The organism is Neisseria sp. DTU_2020_1000833_1_SI_GRL_NUU_006 (assembly GCA_032388755.1).
Taxonomy (GTDB): domain Bacteria; phylum Pseudomonadota; class Gammaproteobacteria; order Burkholderiales; family Neisseriaceae; genus Neisseria; species Neisseria sicca_C.
The window spans coordinates 652,909-675,914 of sequence record CP135593.1 but is presented as its reverse complement, the minus strand read 5'-3'; the positions used below and the strand labels follow the sequence as shown (position 1 = coordinate 675,914).

The 23,006-nt window shown below is 49.5% G+C and carries 23 protein-coding genes and 1 pseudogene; 5 read left to right on the top strand and 19 right to left on the bottom strand.

Features of this window, described 5'->3' with window-relative positions:
* Window positions 1–85: 85 nt before the first annotated feature.
* Window positions 86–952, bottom strand: a complete 867-nt coding sequence (locus tag RSJ68_03210) for a phosphoribosylaminoimidazolesuccinocarboxamide synthase (protein WNU97755.1) — start codon at window positions 950–952, stop codon at window positions 86–88.
* A gap of 160 nt (window positions 953–1,112) precedes the next feature.
* Entirely contained in the window at window positions 1,113–2,519 is a 1,407-nt protein-coding gene (locus RSJ68_03205; GenBank protein ID WNU97754.1) for a calcium-binding protein, read from the bottom strand.
* 511 nt (window positions 2,520–3,030) lie between these two features.
* On the opposite strand from RSJ68_03205, the gene rfbD reads away from it, so the two are divergent.
* Window positions 3,031–3,894 (top strand): dTDP-4-dehydrorhamnose reductase, encoded by an 864-nt coding sequence (gene rfbD, locus RSJ68_03200; protein ID WNU97753.1) that lies wholly within the window; start codon window positions 3,031–3,033, stop codon window positions 3,892–3,894.
* 545 nt (window positions 3,895–4,439) lie between these two features.
* Here the strand turns inward: rfbD and RSJ68_03195 are convergent.
* The 9 genes from RSJ68_03195 to hfq form a co-directional block, all read right to left on the bottom strand.
* Window positions 4,440–4,688 (bottom strand): glutaredoxin family protein, encoded by a 249-nt coding sequence (locus tag RSJ68_03195; protein WNU97752.1) that lies wholly within the window; start codon window positions 4,686–4,688, stop codon window positions 4,440–4,442.
* A 163-nt stretch (window positions 4,689–4,851) separates the two neighbouring features.
* Window positions 4,852–5,052: a (2Fe-2S)-binding protein gene (locus tag RSJ68_03190; GenBank protein ID WNU97751.1), complete on the bottom strand. Its 201-nt coding sequence runs from the start codon at window positions 5,050–5,052 to the stop codon at window positions 4,852–4,854.
* A 247-nt stretch (window positions 5,053–5,299) separates the two neighbouring features.
* Window positions 5,300–6,175, bottom strand: a complete 876-nt coding sequence (gene xerD / locus RSJ68_03185; GenBank protein WNU97750.1) for a site-specific tyrosine recombinase XerD — start codon at window positions 6,173–6,175, stop codon at window positions 5,300–5,302.
* A gap of 170 nt (window positions 6,176–6,345) precedes the next feature.
* Window positions 6,346–6,783, bottom strand: a complete 438-nt coding sequence (locus tag RSJ68_03180; protein WNU97749.1) for a peroxiredoxin — start codon at window positions 6,781–6,783, stop codon at window positions 6,346–6,348.
* Window positions 6,784–6,892: 109 nt separating this feature from the next.
* Complete coding sequence (locus tag RSJ68_03175) at window positions 6,893–7,528, bottom strand: deoxynucleoside kinase (protein ID WNU97748.1); 636 nt, start codon at window positions 7,526–7,528, stop codon at window positions 6,893–6,895.
* Between the two features lie 221 nt (window positions 7,529–7,749).
* Window positions 7,750–8,244: a 2-amino-4-hydroxy-6-hydroxymethyldihydropteridine diphosphokinase gene (folK, locus tag RSJ68_03170; protein WNU97747.1), complete on the bottom strand. Its 495-nt coding sequence runs from the start codon at window positions 8,242–8,244 to the stop codon at window positions 7,750–7,752.
* 15 nt (window positions 8,245–8,259) lie between these two features.
* On the bottom strand, window positions 8,260–8,634 hold the full coding sequence (locus RSJ68_03165) for a SirB2 family protein (protein ID WNU97746.1): 375 nt from the start codon (window positions 8,632–8,634) through the stop codon (window positions 8,260–8,262).
* Window positions 8,635–8,686: 52 nt separating this feature from the next.
* Window positions 8,687–9,256, bottom strand: coding sequence for a class I SAM-dependent methyltransferase (locus RSJ68_03160; protein WNU97745.1), 570 nt, complete (start codon window positions 9,254–9,256; stop codon window positions 8,687–8,689).
* Between the two features lie 90 nt (window positions 9,257–9,346).
* On the bottom strand, window positions 9,347–9,637 hold the full coding sequence (gene hfq, locus RSJ68_03155; protein WNU97744.1) for an RNA chaperone Hfq: 291 nt from the start codon (window positions 9,635–9,637) through the stop codon (window positions 9,347–9,349).
* Window positions 9,638–9,962: 325 nt separating this feature from the next.
* On the opposite strand from hfq, the pseudogene RSJ68_03150 reads away from it, so the two are divergent.
* Window positions 9,963–10,067: pseudogene (locus tag RSJ68_03150) on the top strand (IS5/IS1182 family transposase).
* A 42-nt stretch (window positions 10,068–10,109) separates the two neighbouring features.
* On the opposite strand, the gene der reads toward RSJ68_03150, so the two are convergent.
* Window positions 10,110–11,567, bottom strand: a complete 1,458-nt coding sequence (gene der / locus RSJ68_03145; protein WNU97743.1) for a ribosome biogenesis GTPase Der — start codon at window positions 11,565–11,567, stop codon at window positions 10,110–10,112.
* A gap of 271 nt (window positions 11,568–11,838) precedes the next feature.
* On the opposite strand from der, the gene RSJ68_03140 reads away from it, so the two are divergent.
* Window positions 11,839–12,072, top strand: coding sequence for a Blp family class II bacteriocin (locus RSJ68_03140; GenBank protein WNU97742.1), 234 nt, complete (start codon window positions 11,839–11,841; stop codon window positions 12,070–12,072).
* 261 nt (window positions 12,073–12,333) lie between these two features.
* Here the strand turns inward: RSJ68_03140 and RSJ68_03135 are convergent, their stop codons facing one another.
* Window positions 12,334–12,963 carry a tetratricopeptide repeat protein gene (locus RSJ68_03135; protein ID WNU97741.1) on the bottom strand — a complete coding sequence of 210 codons (630 nt, stop codon included), beginning with the start codon at window positions 12,961–12,963 and terminating at the stop codon, window positions 12,334–12,336.
* The gene (gene hisS, locus RSJ68_03130) at window positions 12,964–14,259 is read right to left on the bottom strand and encodes a histidine--tRNA ligase (GenBank protein ID WNU97740.1); all 1,296 of its coding nucleotides are present in this window, start codon (window positions 14,257–14,259) and stop codon (window positions 12,964–12,966) included.
* A 452-nt stretch (window positions 14,260–14,711) separates the two neighbouring features.
* Here hisS and RSJ68_03125 point away from each other — a divergent pair, with 452 nt between their 5' ends.
* The gene (locus RSJ68_03125) at window positions 14,712–14,912 is read left to right on the top strand and encodes a hypothetical protein (GenBank protein ID WNU97739.1); all 201 of its coding nucleotides are present in this window, start codon (window positions 14,712–14,714) and stop codon (window positions 14,910–14,912) included.
* Between the two features lie 571 nt (window positions 14,913–15,483).
* Window positions 15,484–16,407, top strand: coding sequence for an RluA family pseudouridine synthase (locus RSJ68_03120; GenBank protein ID WNU97738.1), 924 nt, complete (start codon window positions 15,484–15,486; stop codon window positions 16,405–16,407).
* A gap of 104 nt (window positions 16,408–16,511) precedes the next feature.
* Here the strand turns inward: RSJ68_03120 and cls are convergent, their stop codons facing one another.
* From cls to RSJ68_03095, 5 genes are all read right to left on the bottom strand, one after another.
* Complete coding sequence (gene cls, locus RSJ68_03115; GenBank protein ID WNU97737.1) at window positions 16,512–18,005, bottom strand: cardiolipin synthase; 1,494 nt, start codon at window positions 18,003–18,005, stop codon at window positions 16,512–16,514.
* Between the two features lie 305 nt (window positions 18,006–18,310).
* A complete protein-coding gene (hemE, locus tag RSJ68_03110; GenBank protein ID WNU97736.1) occupies window positions 18,311–19,372 on the bottom strand; it encodes a uroporphyrinogen decarboxylase in 1,062 nt (353 codons plus the stop codon).
* A 119-nt stretch (window positions 19,373–19,491) separates the two neighbouring features.
* Window positions 19,492–20,715 carry a heme biosynthesis HemY N-terminal domain-containing protein gene (locus RSJ68_03105; GenBank protein WNU97735.1) on the bottom strand — a complete coding sequence of 408 codons (1,224 nt, stop codon included), beginning with the start codon at window positions 20,713–20,715 and terminating at the stop codon, window positions 19,492–19,494.
* Window positions 20,712–22,226: a uroporphyrinogen-III C-methyltransferase gene (locus RSJ68_03100; GenBank protein WNU97734.1), complete on the bottom strand. Its 1,515-nt coding sequence runs from the start codon at window positions 22,224–22,226 to the stop codon at window positions 20,712–20,714. The genes RSJ68_03105 and RSJ68_03100 overlap by 4 nt, the downstream gene beginning before the upstream one ends.
* Complete coding sequence (locus RSJ68_03095; protein ID WNU97733.1) at window positions 22,213–22,944, bottom strand: uroporphyrinogen-III synthase; 732 nt, start codon at window positions 22,942–22,944, stop codon at window positions 22,213–22,215. The genes RSJ68_03100 and RSJ68_03095 overlap by 14 nt, the downstream gene beginning before the upstream one ends.
* Window positions 22,945–23,006: the final 62 nt, after the last annotated feature.

Genomic DNA, 23,006 nt, shown 5'->3' with positions numbered 1-23,006 from the left:
GAAAAGCCATATGCTGCCTCATACCGGCCTATTTTTTTATAGAAAGTTACACTTGAAATCCGAATCCGCTAACCTCTTACCAAATTTATGATTCCTTGGTTAAAAGATTTAATGCTTCCCAATATTTATCAACTGTTTTCTGAATCACATCGCTAGGGACTTCCGGCGCCGGAGCTTTTTTGTTCCAACCGCTTTGCTCCAGCCAATCTCGGACAAATTGCTTGTCAAAAGACGGCGGATTGGTGCCGACTTGATATTGGTCCGCCGGCCAAAAGCGGCTGGAATCGGGCGTCAGTACTTCATCCATCAAGGTTAATGTACCGTTTTCATCCAGCCCGAATTCAAATTTGGTATCGCATATGATGATACCGCGTGATTTTGCATATTCTGCGGCTTCCGTATAAAGCCGAATGGCTTTAGCGCGCACTTCAGCCGCCAACTCTTTACCGATAATGCGTTCGCATTCTTCAAAACTGATGTTTTCATCATGATCGCCGACGGCAGCCTTGGTGGACGGGGTAAAAATCACTTCCGGAAGCTGCTGCGCTTCTTTCATCCCTTCGGTAAGTTTGATGCCGCAGACAGAACCGTTTTTTTGGTAATCTTTCCACCCGCTGCCCGCCAAATAACCGCGCACAATCGCCTCTACTTTGACAGGAGTCAGTTTTTTGGCAACAACCGCGCGTTTCTCGATGGCTTTGGCTTCATGTTCAGGCAACACGTCATAAACCGTATCGCCGGTAAAATGATTGGGCATGATATGCGCCAGTTTTTGAAACCAGAAATTGGAAATCTGCGTCAGAATTTCTCCTTTACCCGGAATCGGATTGTCTAAAATCACGTCAAATGCAGACAATCGGTCGGATGCGACCATCAACATGCGTTTGCTGTCGATTTCGTATAAATCGCGTACTTTTCCGGAGTAAATCTTTTTCAAGCTGATTTCGGACATTTCAGGTTTCTCCCTTCGCTGACTCGGTTTAAACAGGATTCCGTTATTTTATCCGAATTTGGATTTTTGGGTCAGATTGTTTACAAAATAGGTCGTCTGAAAACGTTTTGCACGGATGCAGACGCTTTCAGACGACCTTATCAATCCTAAGTATAGCTGATTAGATGCTAGGCACTTGGGTTTGTTGTTGGATGCTGTTTACAGCTGACAGAGAATAGTAATCGCCATGACCGGTTACTTCGTAAGTGCTGCCATCGGCAAACTTGAAGTTTTCGATCTTATGGTTGTTACCGGAGAACCAGTCGTCAATGGTAACAGAGTCGCTGTTGCCGACAGATACGGTCAGGTTGTTGCCTGATTTGCTTAACAATACGTCGGAAGCGGAAACACCTTTACCGAATTGCAGGGTATCGTTACCGCTTTCGTCTTGGATGGTGTCGCGACCGTAACCTTTATCGAAGAAGTAGGTGTCGTCGCCGGTACCGCCGATCAGGACATCGTTGCCGATGCCGCCGTCGAGGTAGTCGTTACCGTCTTTACCCACCAGGCAGTCATCGCCTGCCAAGCCGTACAGGTGGTTGTTGCCGGAGTTGCCGTTGATGTCGTTGTTCAGAGCGTTACCGGTACCGCTGAGGTTGCCGGAACCTTGCAAGAACAGGTGCTCAACGTTGTCGGTCAGGGTGTAGTCGATTACTGTACGGACAGTATCAATACCGCCGTTTAAATTACCATATTCGATAACCTCGTCGCCTTTGTGATCAACAAAGTAAACGTCATTACCATCACCACCGCGCATAATATCAGCGTCGGCACCACCGTTCAGGTAGTCGTTGCCTTCACCGCCTTGCAGGTAGTCTTTACCGCCTTGACCGTACAGAGAGTCACCGTTGTTACCGCCTTGCAAAGTGTCGTTGCCGTCACCGCCGTAAATCACATCGGCACCGTCGCCGCCATAAATCACGTCTTCGCCACTAGTACCGTAAATGGTATCTTTCTTATCAGTACCTACAGTATTGGTCAGACCATTTTTATCTTTAGTCGAACCATCAACATGAATAATGTTGCCCGGATTTTTGTCGTCATGTCCGTAAGTATTTTGTTGGTTTTGATCATCAACACAATCTTTGCAGTCTTTATCGTTGGGTTTAGGCTGCGGTTTGGGCTGCGGTTGAGGTTTAGGCTGCGGCTGAGGTTGTGGCTGCGGCTTAGGTTGGGGTTGCGGGTGTGGTTGAGGCTGTGGTTTTGGTTCAACCGGTGGGCAGTAAGGATCAACATGCTTCGGAGGAACCGGTTTTGGAGCCGGTTTAGGGTAATAAGGTTTACCCGGATTGCAGTTGAAATCAATAATAATACATTTGTACACAGGTTTCGGCGGTGGGCAGTAGGCACCATGACCGATTTTGCCGTGATTTACTTTGATGCCGTGAGAAGATCCGTAGTTATGGAAACTACCTTTGTAACCGAATCCGCCATGGCTCGGAGGGCAGTAAGGATTATAGGATTTAACCGGTGGACAGTATGAGTTGAAGTGGGCTTTAGAAGAATAGCCGCCATAATGATAAGTCATGATAAATCACTCCCAGAATAAATATGTGTAATTAAGAAGCATAGGCCTTTTGACAAAATGTAAATCGATCAAACCGCCTACACTGTTATTCTAGTGATATTTCATGATTAACTGTTTTTCAATTCGCTAACGGTTGAAATTTCAGACGAATGGAAACATTTTTTAAAGCAATCAAATTTAAATTGACACTTTATTCTAATGATAATTCCTTTTTAAAAAACAAGATATTGATTATTTTATCGAAATAATATTATTTATTTCAACGTACTATTTATTGTTTTTTTCCACAACAGAGATTCCTTTTTTCTCCTTCAAACAAAATTTTTCATCATCCGTCTTATCTTACCACCAAATATTAGCGAGACATTGCAACGATCGTTCCTTACCCCGTTCAAATTTTCCGATAAACATAAGTTCAAAACGGTGAAGGCGTAAAATGCTGTTAAGAGCTGATGTTTGCTCTATAATGATGTCCATCTTGCCGAAACAATATTCATTAAGGAGATATACCATGAGGACTCTGCTGACAGGCTCTAAAGGACAACTCGCACACTGCTTCCGCGACAGACTTCCTGATAATTGGGAGCTGATTGCCACTGACTCCTCTTCCTTGGATATTACGGATGCTGATGCTGTACGCAATATGGTTCAAAGCTTTCAACCCGATGCAATTGTCAATGCCGCTGCCTATACCGCTGTCGATCGCGCAGAGACAAACGTTCCTGCAGCATTTGCCGTTAACGCCGCAGCCGTTCACAATCTTGCCGACGCAGCACGTTCTGTTCATGCCCGATTTATCCATGTATCGACCGATTACGTTTTCGACGGGACAAGCAAAACGCCCTATCGTGAACATGACTACACCAATCCGCAAAGCGTATATGGCCGCACTAAAGCTGCCGGCGAACTACTCGCGCTTGCCGCTAATCCTGAAAGCACGATTATCCGTACCTCTTGGCTATTTAGCGAATACGGCAATAATTTTGTTAAAACCATGCTGCGCTTGGCAAAAGAACGAGACAGCCTTTCCGTTGTCAACGATCAAATCGGATGCCCGACCTATGCGGGGGATTTGGCGCAAGCCATCATTACCCTTTTGCAACACCCATCGCCTTCTAGAGGGATCTACCACTTCGGCGGCAACAAATCTGTTACTTGGTATGAATTCAGTCAAGCTATCTTTCAAACAGCACTAAAACATGACAATAATTTCAAAATGCCGCAATTAACACCCATCACCACTGATCAATATCCTCTTCCTGCACCACGTCCCGAGTACAGTATTATGGATTGTCGAAAAATCGAAAACGATTACGGCATCAAACCCTCTGACTGGCAAAAAGCTTTAAACGACATCATCGGTAAATTGGACTAATCTTTACTGAAAAGCCCCTGTTATCAGGGGCTTTTTTATATAAACGTCAAGCCTTACGAAACAGGTATTTAACTTTACACAATTCATCTTTTAGTTTAAATAAAAAACAGCTATCATTATAATCTAACATCTCACAATATATTGAATAAGCGATAAAAGCCCAATAAACAATCAACGATAGGATTATTAAACGGTAAGTTTATGATTTTATTCATCTTTATTTCGGGATAATCCTTTAAATCACAGAAAGGAAAAATAATGCCACATCGCAGACGACTGGCTATTTACCAAGCCGCAAAACGCGCCTCCTTCACCGGAAAACCGGTTGCTCCGACGACTACACCCGTAGCCGGTTAAACAAAACAGAGGGGATGATGCTTACCCCTCATGATATTTCAAAGGTTGTCTGAAATAAAAATCAGGCAGCCTTTTATTCATATAGCGGTAGCGTAAGAACAAAATCCTGAAATTCTTTGAAAATTTTTCAGACGAGCTGTTTTCAATTTATCGAAACCAACTTATCAAAACAGAAATACTTTCAGCCGTTATACCCCATCACATTTTGTTTCCAAAAAGGTTTTCAATTTTTCCCCATCCAAAAACCAATGGCAAATTTCTGTTTCGCCATCAAGCAAAACAGGGACAAGTTCATTATATTTTTCCTCCAAGACAGGATCTTCATCAACATCAAGAATTTCCAGCTCAAAGCCAAATCTTTCTTGATATGGTTTAAGCTGTTCGCGCATTTTGTGGCAGAGGCTGCAATATTCGCGAAACATCAACGTCAGTTTCATAATAGACTCTTTACTGTAAACGGAAATCGAGATTGTAAGGTATAGCCGATTAACTTCAAAACGGCAGTTCGGCATATACTGTTTTATTTTAGAGTAGATGCAAAAAGTCGTCTGAAACCAAAGATTTTGGTTTCAGACGACCTTGTTTGAATTCTAGATGAAATTAAGACTGAACATTAATACCGGCGGTAATGGTAGTTTGGGCATTGTTGATATTCAGAAACGAAGCAGCCAATTCGCTGCAACACCCACAGCAAGTAGCTACTCCTAATTGAGCCTGCAAATCGCTCATCGTACTTGCGCCTGCGGCGATGGTTTCTTTGATTTCGTGGTCGGTAATGGCGTTGCAGATGCAGACAAACATAATGTGCTCCGTGTTTTCTTTCGCTCAGTATTGATAGTGTGTTTTATTCTTAAACATGAATATAAATAAAAACTGTTTGCATTGCAAGGTTTACCTCTTGGTTTATCTTGGTAATTTTCTATTGAAATATATATTCCGATTGATATTTTATAAATTAACTCATTTTGAATGTTTAATGCCATATCAACAAAAAAGGTCGTCTGAAAACGAAATTTCCGTTTTCAGACGACCTTTTTAATGGAATCGTCTAGTTTCGCGAATGGTGTTCGTCAACGATGTTTTTCAGGCGGATGTTGGCGACGTGGGTGTAGATTTGGGTGGTGTTGATGTTGGCGTGTCCGAGCATGAGTTGTACGGCACGCAAATCGACGCCGTGGTTGACGAGGTGGGTGGCGAAGGCGTGGCGCAGGCCGTGCGGGCTGAGCGAGGTGATGCCGGCGGCGTCCGCATAATTTTTGACAATCATCCATGCGAGTTGGCGGGAGATGCCGCTGCGTTTTTGGCTGACGAAGACTTCGTCGCAGATTTTGTTTTTGAGCAGTAGCGGGCGCGATTCGGCGCAATAGCGTTCGACCCAGTAAACGGCTTCTTCGCCCATAGGCACGATACGCAGTTTGTCGCCTTTGCCTATGGTGCGGATGCAGCCTCGGTTGAGGTCGAGGTCGCCCAGTTGGAGCTTGACGGCTTCGGTTACGCGTAAACCTGTGGCGTACATGACTTCGAGCAGGGCTTTGTCGCGCAGGCCGTGCGGCGTATCGGTATCGGGCGCGGCGAGCAGGTTTTCGATTTGCGCTTCGGTAATCAGGGTGGGCAGCTTTTGCGTCTGTTTCGGGGCTTTGAGGAAACGGGTCGGGTTGTCCGTCCGCCGCTCGGTCTCTTCCAACCAGGCGTATAGGCGTTTACAGGCGGACAGGGCGCGCGCCTGCGAGCTGTGTTTTTCGTCCGCCGCATAGACGGCATCCGCCAAATCGGCGGCTTCGGCATCCAACCAAGTATGCCCGCCCGCTTCCAAGCGCGCGGCGATTTTTTCCAAATCGCGGCGGTAGCCTTGCAAGGTGTTGTGGCTGAGACGGTCTTGCAGCCACAGGGATTCGAGCAGTTTGTCTATGATTTCGTCTGTCATGAGGTTTTACGGGCAGTCCGAAGATGGTGTGTATCGTGGATTTAATATGAATCAGGACAAGCAACCCTGCCCTGATTGACATCCATTATAAAAGGCCGTCTGAAAATGAAAACCTGCTTAGGCAGAGCCCGCCATGTTCGTTTTCAGACGACCTTTTGCTGCATTACGGTTTATCGGGATAGCGTTTCCAACACTTCCTGCGCGTGTCCGGCGACTTTGACTTTGCGCCATTCGTGGATGATTTCGCCGTTTGCGTCCAATACGAATGTGCTGCGTTCAATACCCAAAGACTCTTTGCCGTAGAGCTTTTTCAGCTTGATCACGTCAAACATTTTACACACGGTTTCGTCTTTGTCGCTCAACAATTCAAAATTAAAGCCTTGTTTGGCGCAGAAATTCTGATGCGATTTCACGCCGTCACGCGAGATGCCGACGACGGTATAGCCGAGTTCTTTGAATTGCGGCAAACGGGCGTTGAAATCCAAGCCTTCGGTGGTGCAGCCGGGCGTGCTGTCTTTGGGGTAGAAATAGACAATCAGCGGCAGATGTTCGGCAGAATCGAAGTCGTTGCCGCTGCTTGAGGGCAAAGTGAATCGGTATTGGGTCATGATGTCTCCTTTCAGACGACCTAAGACGGAAACGCAGAAGCGGGCAAGGAATAAAATGAATCCCCCAACATAGCCGCTTCGGCGTTTCACCACAATCTTGCAAACTGCGTCAGCGTTCTCTCAAATTGAGATAATTGCGCGTTCCCTGCAAATCGTTCAGCGCATTGAGCAACAGTTGGAAATGTTCGTCATTGCCTTGCAAGTCCAACTCGTCGGCATTGACGGTCAGCAGCGGGGAATTTTGATAAAGGTGGAAAAACTGGCTGTATCCCTCGTGTATCCGCCCCAAATAGCCTTCGGGGAAAAGATTGATGATGCCGTCGCCGCGTTTTTGCAGGCGTTTGCGGTTGCCGTCCACAGCGGTTTGCAGGTAGATCACCAAATCGGGCGCGGGATACTGCGGCAGGATTTTTTGTTTCAAATCGGCAAAGAGCTGCTGCTCGTCTTCATTCAACACGACCGGCGTGAAAATCCGGTCTTTTTCCAACAGGAAATCGGCGACCACCATGCCGCCTTGTGCGTATTCGTTTTTGATGATGTCCACGCTTTCGGCTCGACGCATCAGGAAAAAAAGCTCGGTTGCCAAGCCGTGATGGGAGGCGTTGGCGTAAAACTTCATGAGGAAGGGGTTGTGTTCGGGGTTTTCCGCCAGCGACAGCGCGCTGAAATGTTCTGCAAGGCGGCGGCTCAAGGCGTTTTTCCCGCTGCCGATGGAGCCTTCGACGACAATATAACGGTAGTTCATGGTTTGATTAATGATTTTGTTTTGATATTTTGGAAAGAGGCATTTTATCAGACCGACGGAATTTGCCCAAACCTGCCGCCGTCCTTCTTGAAAGGTCGTCTGAAAAAGGAAACTGCCAAGCCATTTCCCTTTTCAGACGACCTCTTGAACCTAGCTTGCTTCAAATAGAAACTTCGACACGCGATCAAAGCAAACAGGCGTTTTTATTTCACTACCTTGCTTCAAACAGCTTCCAACAGACGTATGCCTTCATCTCCCAAAGCAGCCGCCAAAGCAGCCGCCCGTCCGTGTTCGCCCAAAACAAAATCGGGCAGGATTTCAGCCAGCGGCTTCATCACAAAGCTGCGTTCGTGCGCGCGCGGATGCGGCAGGGTCAGATGCGGGTCGTTGCTGGAAATGCCGTCAAAATCGATGATGTCCAGATCCAATGTGCGCGGGGCGTTTCGGAACGTGCGTTCCCGCCCGAAATCCGCCTCGATACGGTTCAACACGGCAAGCAGCGAAACGCCGTCCAATGAAGTGCGGACGGAACAAACGGCATTGACGAAATCAGGCTGATCGTCGTAGCCGACCGGCGCGGTCACATACAGCGAGGAAGTTTTTTCGATTTGAATCTGCGGATGCGCCTCCAGCACGGACAAGGCGGCGCGGACTTGGCGGGCGGGTTCGGCAAGGTTGCTGCCTAATGCGATGACGGCAAATTGGGTTTGCGGCATGTTCAGACGACCTTTTTAAAACGGCAGCGTTTTGGTTTTGGCAAGATAGACGATGCAACCGACGCAAGCCATTGCCAAAACATAAACGGTATAAAACTTCGGCGAACGCGGACGGGCGCGCATCATGACCATGCCCAGCCCGATGTAAACCAGCAGCAGCAGGATTTTGCTGCCGAGCCAGGGCGCGTTGAAGGGCGAAAAGTGGGTAATCTTCATCAGCCACAAGCCGGTAAAGAGCAGCATGGTGTCGTTGAGGTGGGGAAGGGCTTTCCAGATGCCCGCCAAAGGTTTGTCAGGATGCCGCCAAAGCAGGAAGAAGCGGATATTGAACACCAAAATGGTGATGGTGACGAAAATCTGATGGCTGTATTTTACAAACAGATATTGCATAGCGGTCGCACGTTATTGTTTTTGAAAGAAGCGCCTATTCTACCCCAAACCTTCATTCTTGACGTAACTTTTCAAACGCCAACAAATACGGCGGGCAGTTGCGGCGGTTGATAAAACCATAACGCAAAACGGTAAATTCATCCTGCGGCAGCTGCCGCGCCCAATCTTCGATTGCCTGCGCTTCATGCTGCCCCGCCTCATGCCCGGGATACAGGACGGCAACCGCCAGCCCGCTCGTTTTCAGCAGCGATAAGGCGGATGTCAACGCGCGGATACTGGTTGCCGCTTTTGTCGTACAACTTTTATCGCCGCCAGGCAGCCAGCCGAAATTGAATACCGCCACGTCCAGCGGTTCGCGGATGTAGGTGGCTAGATTTTCATGTCCGTCCAATATCAGTTCCACCCTATCCGCCATGCCGGCTTCTTCCAAGCGCATTCGGGTGTTTGCCAATGCCTGCTCTTGAATATCAAACGCCCACACTTTCCCGCCGCTGCCGATCGAACGCGCCAACATCAGCGTATCGTTGCCGTTTCCCGCCGTACCGTCCAAAGCGCGGGCATCAGGTTTTAAGGCTTGTTTGAGAAGCGAGTGTGCAAAAGGGAGGATGTTTTCGAGCTGCATAAGATGAAACCGTACAGGGGACGTCTGAAAATAAAAATACCTTACCGGCCAAGCGGTAAGGTATCAGAATCGATTAATGCGTTACATACATTATTCGGCAGGTTGTTGCACGGTCTCAACTTGAACCGGGGCAGCCGCAGCGGCTTGGGGTTTGTTCTCGTGTTGCAGGCTTACGGCACGGGCAGGAACGATCGTTGAGATGGCGTGTTTATAAACCATTTGGGTAACGGAAGTATTACGCAGCAGAACGACGTATTGGTCAAACGACTCGACTTGGCCTTGCAGTTTGATACCGTTGACCAGATAAATCGAAACCGGAACGTGCTCTTTACGCAACGCATTCAAAAAAGGATCTTGTAACATTTGTCCTTTAGCTGTCATATTCTAAGCTCCATTATTATGATTTTGAAATCGTTTTGAAAACGAACATGAGTCGGATTGTAGACCCGAACGAGAAAAATTACCAACTATTTTTCCGTAAGAATATGCAAACCTCTATCAAACGACGGGCGTTCCAACGATTTTTTACCCAAATGCGTTATACAAATCATTTTAATACAAACGATTTTTACCATAGGGAACAGGTCGGCAGATTTGGATTTTCAGACGACCTTGTTTTCGGATAAAACCTTTCCGTTACAACATCTTATCAAACCATCTTCAAGAGGATTCATCCCCAACCGCCCTATTCGTCCCGACCGCAATCTATAGTGGATTAAATTTAAATCAGGACAAGGCGACGAAGCCGCAGACAGTACAAATAGTACGGCAAGGCGAGGCAACGCCGTACTGGTTTAAATTTAATCCACTATAAAAGGGGCACACTCGCGGTGCACCCCTTGTTCCGTCAGATTTATTTGCTGTGCTGTTTTTTCACGCTGACTTTGGTTTTCTTTTTAAAACGGTTTTTCTCTTCCTTGCGGCCTTCGCGTTTTTCGATGCGGTTGCTCAGGCTGACGCGGCGCAGCGGTTTTTTCTTCGGTTTGTCTTCCGCATTTTCATACGGATTTTCCGAAACATTGTATTGAATCCGCAGCGGCGTGCCTTGCAGGTTGAAGGCTTTGCGGAACGTCTGGGTCAGGTAGCGCGTATAGCTGTCGGAAATCGCGTGCAGAGAATTACCGTGTACCACAATCACGGGCGGGTTCATGCCGCCTTGGTGGGCATAACGCATTTTCGGGCGCACCAAACCTGCGCGCGGCGGCTGTTGGCGTTCGATGGCGCTTTGCAGGACGCGGGTGATTTTCGGCGTCGGCATCTTAATCATGGCGGCGTTGTAGGCTGCCTGAATGCTGTCGAACAATCCGTCGATACCGCGTTCTTTCAATGCGGAAATGAAGTGGAACTTGGCAAAATCGAGGAAATATAGTTTGCGGGAAATGTCGCGTTTAATCTGCTCGCGCCGCTCTTCGCTGATACCGTCCCATTTATTGACGGCAACCACCAGCGCACGCCCTGCTTCCAAGGCGAAACCGGCAATCGTGGCATCTTGGTCGGCGATGTCCTGCTGCGCGTCCAACACCAAAACGGCAACGTTTGCCGCTTCAACCGCCTGCATGGCTTTGATAACGGAGAACTTTTCCACCGCTTCATCAACTTTGCCGCGACGTCGAACGCCTGCGGTATCGATGATGGTAAACGGTTTGCCTTCGCGTTCAAAATCAATGTGGATGCTGTCGCGCGTCGTGCCTGCCATATCGAAGGCAATCACGCGCTCTTCGCCGAGAATGGCGTTAACCAGCGTGGATTTGCCGACATTCGGACGACCGATAACGGCAAAAACGGGATGTTTTACATCAGCTTCTTCGGCTTCAGGCTCAGGGAAGTTTTCTAAAATTTCTTCAATCAGGTAATACACGCCGTCGCCGTGCGCACCGGAAATAACGTGCGGCTCGCCCAATGCCAGCTCGTAAAACTCGGCGGCAAGCACGGCTCTGTTGCCGCCCTCGCCTTTGTTTACCGCCAGATAAACGGGGCGCGGGCTTTGGCGCAGGCGGTCGGCAATAATTTTGTCTTGCGGGGTCAAGCCGGTGCGGCCGTCCACCAAGAACACAACGGCGTCGGCTTCATCGACAGCCTGCAAAGTCTGCTTCGCCATTTCGTGCAAAATCCCGCTGTCCACAACCGGCTCGAAACCGCCAGTATCGATGACGAGATAAGGTTTGCTGCCGATTTTGCCGTGTCCGTAATGGCGGTCGCGGGTCAGGCCGGGCAGGTCGTGCACAAGCGCGTCTTTGGTGCGCGTCAGGCGGTTGAACAAGGTGGATTTGCCGACGTTCGGGCGGCCGACAAGGGCGATGGTGGGTTTCATGATGAGGTCTTTCTGTATCAAGTGTCGGTTCGGAAGCGAACCTGCAACACGAGCAGGTGTTTTCAAAACACAGGTTGGAGAAATCAACAAAAGCTATCTCAATATTTATTTTATTTTTCTATTATCGAATTAAAATAAACAAATTTATTTATTTTTTTTACGATTATTTATATAAAAATAAGAATTTTGACAAAAACAAGAATCAAAAAAAAACGAATCAGATAGTTTTGATTCTTATTTCGTTATTAATCTTGCAAAAGGATACTGAATTATGGAAACTTTATCTTCTCAAGAATTAAGTCAAATTTTTGGTGGTAGCGAAAACAGTTGCAGTTGGAAAAACTATGGCAAGTCAATAGCGCAAGGAGCAATCGGCTCTGCTATTATTGGCGCAGGTATGGGGTCGGTAACCCCTGGTATCGGTACAGGTTTAGGAGCTGCTTCAGGCTTCGTATTAGGAGCTGTCGGTGGTGCCGCCTCTCATATAGCAAGTTGTTGGTGGTAATTGATTTGAAATATGGCAGGCCTCAGCCTGTCATATTTCATGTTTCATGGATTTTCATATCATGAAGAAATTTATTTTTGCATCGCTATTGATTTTCCCCCCTGTGAATTTAGGTATCGGCTTGCTTTTCGGAGTTTATCGTACAGATCAACCGCTTAAAATCATAGTCGGACTGCTTATCAGCACGATTATTTATATCGTGCCTATGTGCTTTCTACTAAAATCTAAAAACAGATAATTTGCCTTTCAAACAACCTTATTTTATTTTTGCGAATCCAGCTTCATTTGAAGCAATTCGCGTTCGATAGCGTCTTTAGGCAGCTTTTCCAAAGCCTGCTGATAGCTTTGCGCGGCTTCTTTGGTTTTGTTTTGCGCGGCATAAACATCGCCTTTCGCTTCCAAAAGCAGCGGCTCGAAATCTGCTTCAACTTTCGTATTCAAGGCGGCAATCGCGGCATCGTATTTTTTCTGCTGCAACAGGACGATGCCCAAACGCTGCGCCGCCAATGCTTGAACCAGCGGGGCTTTTTGGTTTTTCAACACCCAGTTCAGATGACCTTCCGCCACATCGTAACGGCGGGCATCATATTCGGTCGCAGCCGCCATCAGCGTCGCTTGCGCGGCGGCAATGGAGTCCGGGTAATTTTGCTGGAGGTTGGTCAAATCGGCATTCACTTCGGCTTGCGAGGCTTTTGCCTGCATTTTATCGACGATTTTCGCCAATACTTCGGCAGCTTCCTGACTTTGCGAGGCTTTATGGCTCTTATACATGGTATAGCCCAAATAGCCCAATGCCGCCGCGATCAGCAGGGCAAACAGCCATCGGCCGGTACTTTTCCAAAAGTATTTAAAATTGTCTAATTCTTGTTGTTCTTCGAGATGGGCTGCCATTTATGCGTTCTTCCATTGTTGTAAAGTGTGGATTAAATCGTCGGCGGCGACGGTTTGCTGACCGTGTGCGCCGTTCATGTCTTTAAGCGTAACCGTACCGTTCGCCAATTCGTCTTGCGCAACAATTAGGGCAAAACGCGCGCCGCTGTTGTCGGCTTTTTTCATTTGCGCTTTCAGGCTTTGATAGCCGGAATGCTGCATCACGTTGAAACCTTGTGCGCGTAAGGCTTGCGCGTATTTCATCACTTGCAAATCCGCACCCTCGCCCTGATGCATGGCGTACACGTCAGGTGCGGCATTGACTTCCAGCGAACCGTATTCGCTAACCAGCAGCAGCAGCCGCTCGATACCCATCGCAAAACCGATGGACGGCGCAGGCTTGCCGCCAAGCTCTTCAATCAAACCGTCGTAACGGCCACCGCCGCACACCGTCGCCTGCGCGCCGAGTTTGTCGGTCGTCCATTCAAAAACGGTTTGGTTGTAATAATCCAAGCCGCGCACCAGCCGCGGATTTTCAACATATTGAATGCCCAAGCCTTCCAGCATGGCTTTGAAACGGCTGTAATGATTGCGCGATTCCTCGCCCAGATAATCAGTCAAATGCGGCGCGGCATTGCAGATTTCCTGCAAATCGGGATTTTTAGAATCCAAAACGCGCAACGGATTGGTTTTCAGACGACGTTTGCTGTCTTCATCCAATTTGTCTTCATAACGGGTCAGATATTCGACCAAAGCCGCACGGTGCGCCGCACGTTCTTCTCGGTTGCCCAAGCTGTTGATTTCCAAAGTCAGGTAATCGCGGATACCCAGCTTGTCCCACAAATCCGCCGACATCGCGATGATTTCCGCGTCGATGTCCGGGCCTTCAAAACCCAAAGCCTCGATACCGACCTGATGAAACTGGCGATAACGTCCTTTTTGCGGACGCTCGCGGCGGAACATCGGACCCATGTACCACAGCTTTTGCGGGCTGTTGTACAACAGATTGTGTTCGACCACCGCACGCAGGCAGGATGCCGTACCTTCCGGCCGCAGGCTCAGGCTCAAAGAGTCGTTGGAATCGGAAAAGGTATACATTTCCTTGCCGACCACATCGGTTTCTTCGCCGATGGAGCGGACAAACAAACCCGTCTGCTCGACAATCGGCGTACGGATTTGCTGATAACCATAAGCACGCGTCCAGCGGCCGACCACATCTTCAAATGCCTGCCAAAACGCAGCGGTCAACTTGAAATCTTTTTGTTCGACGGGCAAAAGGTCGTTCATGCCTTTGACGGATTGGATTTTTTGTGCCATTTCAAATAGGGATACCGTAATCAAAATAGTCGGCAATTATAGCTGATTTTTAAGGAGTTGTGAGGTTTCGGCGATGAAGGATTTGAGCCAAAAGGTCGTCTAAAAAAATTTTCAGACAACCTTATTGGCTCAAATTCAAAATGCACGCCACCATTTTATCTGTCCGACCGCGGACTCTGTCTGACGTTTCGGACTTCAAGTAAAAAAAGACGTATCACGTTCAGCATCTTCCTCATAAATAATTTATATAAAAAAGCAACACCATCCTCATCATATTCACCAAGAATAAATATACAACAGCATATATCATCTTAACTGCCGTATATCTCACCATTTCACATAACGAACAAATATGTAAACATTAAGAAAAAAGATAACAAAATAATAGATGAACTCACACCAACCATTTTTACAAGCAAATTTTTTATATAATTTGCGTAAAATAATATTGAATGCAATCACCAAAGCAAATGTTATGTACAAATTTGACATTTCGCATCACCATTCAAATTGGAGTCAGCAGCGGTTTTCTTGATGGAGAAGATGCAGATAAATATGATGGCGAACATCCACCAGCAGCTCCTCCTATAACTCCGCCAACAAATGATTTAATAAAGCCGGATTTTCACCGTCCTAAACAGCAGTATAATTAATCCCTAATTGATATTTTATAGGCTCTTATCCTTGGCTTTATTTTAAGCATACCATTTAAATTACGGCTTTCCTCCCATAAATAACTGACGTTACCATACAATTCTGCCTTTTCTCTTATATCATAAGGTATGCCTACCATACTCAAGCCCATATTCTTATTCCGATTATTTTCTTGAAGTTCAGTTGAAATGAAAATAAACTTGCTGGGTCTGTCTGGATGTAGATAGCAGAAGATAATTCCGAATGCCAACTTTCACTATTTACATAAATGACAGCAGCTTATAATTTAACCCTTTCCCTATCAGTAAAGAAAATTCAGCTAAAGCAACAGACGGCACAAAGGAAAAATTGGGATGAAAATATTTTTCATGCCTTCCTCGGTTTCTCATCATATTTTTTAAAAAATTAATTTATCAAATATTTATTGTCAACAATTTTTGTAAATTTTTTTTTAAAAAAATGATGATAAAACGCTAAATCAAAAGCTTAAATCCGTTTAGACAGTCGAATTTATCAATTACAGAACCATTCAATCATTTTTATACAATTTTTTTATAAGCAATCCGCCGCATGAAAAAACGCTCCAACCCCCTACCCCTTTTAGACGGTGTAAAGCCCAGCTATTTGGTGCTGCCGCATGAAAAAGAGTTCTACGGCCTGTCGCTTTTGCATTTTCTCTGCACACGCTTTCCTTTTGTCGGTGAAGAAAATTGGCGCAGGCGGCTGAACAGCGGCTTTGTGGTAGGTGCGGACGGGACGCCGTTTAACGAGCATACGGTGTTTGAAGCGGGCGAGACGATGTTTTATTACCGTGAAACCAGCAGGGACAGCGAACCGCGGATTCCGTTTGAAGAGAAGATTCTGTTTGTCGATGAACATCTTATCGTGGTTGATAAACCGCATTTTCTGCCCGTCATCCCCAGCGGGCGTTTTTTGCGTGAAACGCTGCTGACCCGGCTGCGCCTGCGGCCGCAATTGCAGCATTTGAATGTAGCGGACATTACACCGATTCACCGCTTGGATAAGGATACGGCAGGGGTCATGCTGCTGTCGCACAATCCTGCCACGCGCCGCGATTATCAAACCATGTTCCAAAATAAAACTGTCTGCAAAACTTATCAGGCAATCGCGCCTACGCGGACGGATTTGGCTTATCCGCTGAATGTTTCTTCACGCATGGTGCGCGGAGAAAAATTTTTTACGACACTTGAAGTAGAAGGTGAGCCGAACGCGCATACGACGATCGAGCTTATCGAAAACCGCGGCGCGTTCAGCCTCTACCGCCTTACGCCGCATACGGGAAAAAAACACCAACTGCGCGTGCATATGATGAGCCTGGGCATGCCGCTGATGAACGATGCACTTTATCCCGTTCCGTCTGCGGCGGGTGATGAGGATTATGGGAAACCTTTGAAACTTTTGGCAAAAAGAATTGAGTTTACCGATCCTATCAGCGGACAGGCACGGATATTTGAAAGCGGTTTTGAGTTTTAGCGGTAGAGTTGTATTTGATAAAGGTCGTCTGAAAGCTGGTTTTCAGACGACCTTTATTATTGGAATTCCTGCGGAAAATGACGGTACGAGTCCATTTTCATCTGCTACAAAAGCGGACTGACTAAGCGGACGGTATTTTCAATCAGCCCGCGGAATTTGGAGCGTTGCTGCCATGCTTTGACGGTGATGTAGCTGCTGTTTTTGAGGTAGTCGCGTTGGAGGTTGCAAATTTGTTTGGTGATGTCGCGGTCGTAGATGGCGAGGCTGATTTCGAGGTTGAGGAAGAAGCTGCGCATGTCCATGTTGACCGTGCCGAAGAGGGCGTAGTCTTCGTCTATGGTCATGGTTTTGGCGTGCAGCAGCCCGCCTTCGAACATGGCGATTTTGACGCCTGCGTCGAGCAGCATGGGGTAGTAGGCGCGGGAGGCGTAGCGCACCATGAAGGAATCGACTTTGGCAGGCAGGATCAGGGTAACTTTGACGCCGCGTTTGGCGGCGATGGTCAATGCCATCAGGAGGGGTTCGTCGGGGACGAAATAGGGGGTGGTGATGGTGATTTGTTTAGTGGCGGCGTAAATCGCGCTGATGATGGTTTCGTAAATGACGTGGCTGCCCTGTTCTGGCGCGGAGGGGATGACTTGGGCGACGATGTCGCCCTGCTGCATTTTTTCGGGAAGGATTTCGGGAATGCGCTCTTGCGCCTGCGTCAGATATTGCTGCACGCTTTCGAGGTTTTCGTCGGTTTCGACGGCAAGGTCGGCAAAGAAGACGGCGGAGAGTTCGAGTACCAGTGGGCCGGTGCAGCGCATCATGACGTCCACCCATTCGCCGACGCCGGAATCTTTTTTGAAGAAGCGGGGATCAACGAGGTTGAAGCTGCCGGTGTAGCCGATTTTGCTGTCGATGACGAGGATTTTGCGGTGATTGCGCAGGTCGGTGCGGGTAAAGAAGGTGCGCCAGACGCCGACGGGCAAGGAGGCGTGGACTTCTATGCCGGCTTCGCGCAGGGTTTCTACCCAGCCGCTGTCGAAAAAGCGGCTGCTGCCGACGGCGTCGGCGAGGATGGCGCAATCCAAACCTCTGTCGGCGGCGGCGAGGAGTTCGTTTAACAGTTCTTCTATCCTGCCTTCGGGTTCGATGATGTAGAAGGCGAGCATGCAGGAATGGCGGGCGGCACGGATGTCGGCAAGTATGGTGTCGATGATTTCATCGGTGGTGGACAGCAGCGTCATGGCGTTGTTGCGCGTCGCGCCAAGTCCCGTTCCGCTCGCAGCGACTTTGCTGATGCCGTGATAACGGGATTTGACTTTGTCGCCGATATCAAGGTAAAGGTTAGACAGGTAAGTTTCGACGAAACCTTGATAAAAACGGTTCATCTCGTCCGTACGCTTTGCCCGCGCCGTGCCGAGCCGCGGCTCGCCGATAAGCAGGTAGGCAATGGTGCCGAAGACAGGGAAAAGGAAGAGGATAATCAGCCAGGCAAACGTGGAGCCAATGTTTTTTTGTTTGTACAACACGCGCAAGACGCAGCCGAGCGCGGCGCAGGTGTGGGCGAAAATGAAGATTTCTGTCCAGGTGATGTCTTTTAGAAAAGTCATGTTCGATAGGCGGTAGAGGAATGGCGGGAGCGGATGTATAGTGGATTAACTAAATCAGGACAAGGCGAGGAAGCCACAGACAGTACAGATAGTACGGAACCGATTCACTTGGTGCTTCAGCACCTTAGAGAATCGTTCTCTTTGAGCTAAGGCGAGACAACGCCGTACTGGTTTAAAGTTAATCCACTATATTTTTGAGTCTGACTGGTTTGAGGCGGTAAGGTTCAGATGATGAGTATATACAAAGGTCGTCTGAAAAACGAGTATGGCGATTTTTCAGACGACCTTTTACGTTACACGCTCAATCAAGCGTGATATTGGCGCGACAGTTCGTGTACGGTATCGACTAAGATTTTGGCGTGTTCGGGGTCGGCGTGTTGGTTGATGCCGTGTCCGAGGTTGAAGACATGGCCGCTGCCGTTTCCGTAGTCGGCAAGGATGCGCACGACTTCGGTGCGGATGGATTGGGGTGTGCCAAAGAGGGCAAACGGGTCGAAGTTGCCTTGCAGGGCGACTTGGTCGCCGACGCGGCGGCGTGCTTCGCCGATGTTGCACGTCCAGTCCAAGCCCAATGCGTCTGCGCCGATTTCCGCCATGCTTTCCAGCCACAGTCCGCCGCCTTTGGCAAACACGATAACGGGAACGCGCCTGCCTTCGCTTTCGCGTTTCAATCCGGCAATGATTTGGCGGATGTATTTGAGGCTGAACTCTTTAAACGCCGCATCGCTCAGGACGCCGCCCCAAGTGTCGAAAATCTGCACAGCCTGCGCGCCCGCGTCGATTTGGGCGTTGAGGTAGGCGGTAACGGCTTGGGCGTTGGTGTCGAGGATTTTGTGCAGCAAATCGGGGCGCGAGTACATCATGGTTTTGATGGTGCGGAATTCTTTGCTGCTGCCGCCTTCGACCATATAGCAGGCGAGCGTGAACGGGCTGCCGGAGAAACCGATAAGCGGTACGCGGCCGTCCAATGCTTTGCGGATGGAGCCGACGGCGTCGAAGACGTATTGCAGTTTTTCCATATCGGGAACTTGCAGCTTGGCAATGTCGGCTTCGTGTTGCAAGGCGTGTTCGAATTTCGGGCCTTCGCCTTCGGCAAAATACAGTCCCAAGCCCATTGCGTCGGGGACGGTCAGGATGTCGGAGAACAGAATCGCCGCATCCAAATCGAAGCGTTCTAAAGGTTGGATGGTGACTTCGGTCGCCAATTCGGTGTTTTTACACAAATCGAGGAAACTGCCCGCTTTCGCGCGCGTGGCTTTGTATTCGGGCAGATAACGCCCCGCCTGACGCATCATCCAAATCGGCGTGTATTCGACGGGCTGTTTGAGCAGGGCGCGGAGGAAGGTGTCGTTTTTCAAAGAGGTCATATGGGGCTTTCGGTTTGTTTGTAAAACGGGGAAGGAAAACGGTTTTCAGACGACCTTTGCGGCGGTTTCCGCAATGAAAGGTCGTCTGAAAAGGAGATAGATAAAGATGTTTCCCAAACTCAGCTATGCTGCTCCAACGCTGCGTGGCGTTCGTCATCGGAGACGGCTTCCAAAACCAATTTCCGCTGTTCCTGAGCTTTTTGCGGTTGTCCGGTTTCGTCGAGTACGCGCGCCAGCATGAGGCGGGCGGCGATGCTCGGTTGCAGGGCGATGCTGGCTTCGAGGTAACTTTGCGCCTTGCCCCACAGGCTGCGGCCATAGGCAAGCTGTCCGAGGTACATCAGCAACGGCGCGTCGTCGGGTTTGTCTTTCAGCCAAGAATCGGCAAGGTCGATGGCTTTTTGCTGGCCGCGTTCGTTGAAGAAGCGGACGCTTTCGACGAAGGCTTCCAAAAGTTCGGGGCGGCGGTTTTGCGGGTAGTATTGGCGCACCCATTTGACGGCTTCGGTATAGAGTCCGAGACGCTCGTATTTTTCGGCAATGGCGACACACAATTCGTCCGCCTTGAGTGCTTCGGGAATGCGCTTCAGACAGGTTTTCAGACCGGCTGCGTCTGATGCTTCAGCCAACAGGCGGCGGTATGCCCAGCTTTGGTATTGCTCCGCTTCAAAATCGTTAATCGCGCCGACTTTCATCAGTTTTTCGGATTTCGCCAACACATCTTCCGCATCGCCGTGGTCAAAGGCATAACGCAGTTGCAGGCGGGCGAGGCGGGACAGGTTGGGATGAATGCGCGCGGCAGCGTTCAGATTTTCCAGGGCAGTCGGATAATCGCGGCGGCCGAGTGCGGACTCTGCCAACAACAGATAGCGGGAAAGCTGCTGTTTGTTCGGCAGTTTTTCAATGTCTTTCAGGTAGTGGTCGCGCAGTTCGAAGTTTTCCATTTGGTCGGCGGCGTGCGCGCCCAGCATCAACGCGAGGTTGCGGTTGTCGCCGGCTTCTTTGTTTTCCAATACTTTGGCGGCTTCCTGCTCCGCTTTTTCAAAGCGGCCTTCAAAAAACGCCAAACCTGCGCTGTTCAAAGCGACGGCTGCCTGACGGCCTTTGCGCGCCGTGCCGAAACGCTGCATACGGGCGGGGATGTTCATCAGGCCGACGATGAATTTGATTAGGAAATACAGGGTAACGACAAACAGGACCAGCCCTAAGATAAAGGCGTGCAGGTTGACCCGCATCATGACCTGTCCGACGACGATATAGACATTACCCGTGTAAATACCGGAAGTTAGGACGATACCGACTGCGGCAGCAAATAAAACGACAATCCAGACGACGGCTTTCATGCACGGCCTCCTTTGGTATCAGCATCGGCGGCAGGGCGGCTTTGTTTCTCAGGAGCCGCTTTCTTTTCCGGCTTGGAAATGTTTTGCGGTTTGGTCTCGGAAGGCAGCGCCGGAGCTTCTAAAGGCTTCGCGTCTGTTTGGGCGGCAGGGGCGGGTCTTGCTTTGGCAGGATGGGGAGCCCTTGGAGCCGGTGCGGTTTTCGGTGCGGAAGCAGTTTCATTTACCTGCGAGGCGGTTTGAGGAACGGCCACTTCGGAAGCGGCGGAGGGCAGAGGAGCAGACGCAGCAGTCGTTACGGGTTCGGGCAGTGCGACCGGAGTGCGCGTGCCGTCTTGATAAGCGCGAACTGCGCTGAGGCTGGCTTTCAAGCTGTCGTCTGAAATCATGCGCACATCGAGCGCTTTCAATTCAGACAACTCTTTCAGCCATGCCTGTGTTGCGGGTGATTTGCCATCAAAGTATTGTCTGACCGCCGCTTCAACGTAGTTCAAATCGCTTTGATAAACTTCGCCGTTGTGCTGCAACAACGCAGTACGCGCGTCCAAAAGGCGCAGGCGCAGGTTTTCACGGACGAAATACGCCTGTTCGGGCGACAGCAGCATCGCGTCTTTATTGTCGAGTCGGCGGACTTCCACCAGTCCTTTCAACGCAACCAAAGATTTGTCCCAAGCGTTTTGCCACCAAGAGCCTGAAGATGCGCCGTTGCTTTGCGCCTGCTCGCCCGGCTGTAATACGCCGTCCAACACCAGCGGCAGGCCGGAAACGGCGGTTTCCAAACGATCAAGGCGCAACGCCGTGCCGGAAATATCGACATAAGGACGGTTTTTCAATGCCGCCAAATCATGGCTGACGGCTTGTTTGATGGGCAGCAGCTCAGGCTGGTCGAAACGGCTCAGGCGGCTGTCGATGTGTTCCAACACTGCCGCCGCGCCTTGTACGTTGCCCGACAGCAGCAGTTGCTGCGAGGCGAGGTTCAACATGGTTTCCGCTTCGTCAACCAGCCAGTTGACGCGCCCTTTGGTCAGCTCCTGATACGCTTTTTGCGTCAACAGGATTTGTTCGCTGTTTGCCATTTGGGCTTTGCCCAAGCGCTCCAATTCGGCTTGGATGGCGGTTTGGCGGTTTAAATGGTCTTTCAGAAGTAAAGCGTTTTCAGATTCACCCAGGGCGGCTTTATCGAGCTTTTGGTTAAACGAAAGCTCTTGGTTTTTCAAGACGTTTTGTCCTTGCACAAACAAAAAGCCACTTGCGCCCAAACCCAGCAGCGCCAGCACCAGCGCGCCTACCGCCAGCCCTCTGCCGCCGGATTGTTTGATGATGACGGGGGCGGGTTGGTTTTGGGGAAGATTTTTAGATTCAGACATGTGTGTTCCTGCGTATTCGGAGGTTTTAGGCTGCTTGGCCTTTTTCGGAGCCACTGTTTCAGACGACCCCGCGTTACCCTGACTGTCGACGATAATCGGCCGACCGGCTTCGTTTGCTTCGGATGGATTGTCTTCAGACCGGCTCATCGGTTTGCTCCTTAGGAAATGATGAAAGTGCCGCTTTCAGAGAAGCGACGACCCGTATGTGGCGCGCACCCGCCTCGCGAAGCGCGTCGGCTATGCGCGGATGATGGGTGAAGTATAACAAGGATTCGAAGAATCGGGAAAATTGCGGCGGAACCTGCGCAAACAGCCCGCGTACCAGTTCGCCCGAAGCGATAAAGGCGGCATCAATGGATTCGGCATCAAAATCCTGCCAATTCAATTCATTAGGTCGTCTGAAATACGCTTCCGCGATTTCCACTGCAAAGCCTTTTTTCTTTAACGACTCCACCAAAAAATCGCGCCCGCCGCGTCCGCGCACAATCAATATGCGTGCGCCTTGCGGCAGCGTATCCCAAACCGGCAGCCGCAACACCGCCTCGCTGTCGTTGCCTTCTTGCGGCACAGACACATTTTTCGCGCCGCAGCGTTGCAAAGTCCGACCGCTTGCCTGCCCGACCGCCACCTGAACCTTTAGGTCGTCTGAAAAATCCACATACGGCGCAGCGGTTTCAACCGCCGTCGGACTGACCCAAAACACCGCATCCGCGCGGGAAAACTGTTCTTTCAAACCGCGCAATGCTGCTTCGTCCGGCTCGATTTCAACCGGACTCAACACCCGCGCGCGCCACCCTGCCTGCGAACAGGTGCGCACATCATCTCCCGCACGCGCGGACGGACGGACAATCAGCATGACAGGCATTTCAGACGACCTCTTTATAGGATGGATAATGGGGCGATGACGTTTAAATCGGTTTGAAAAAG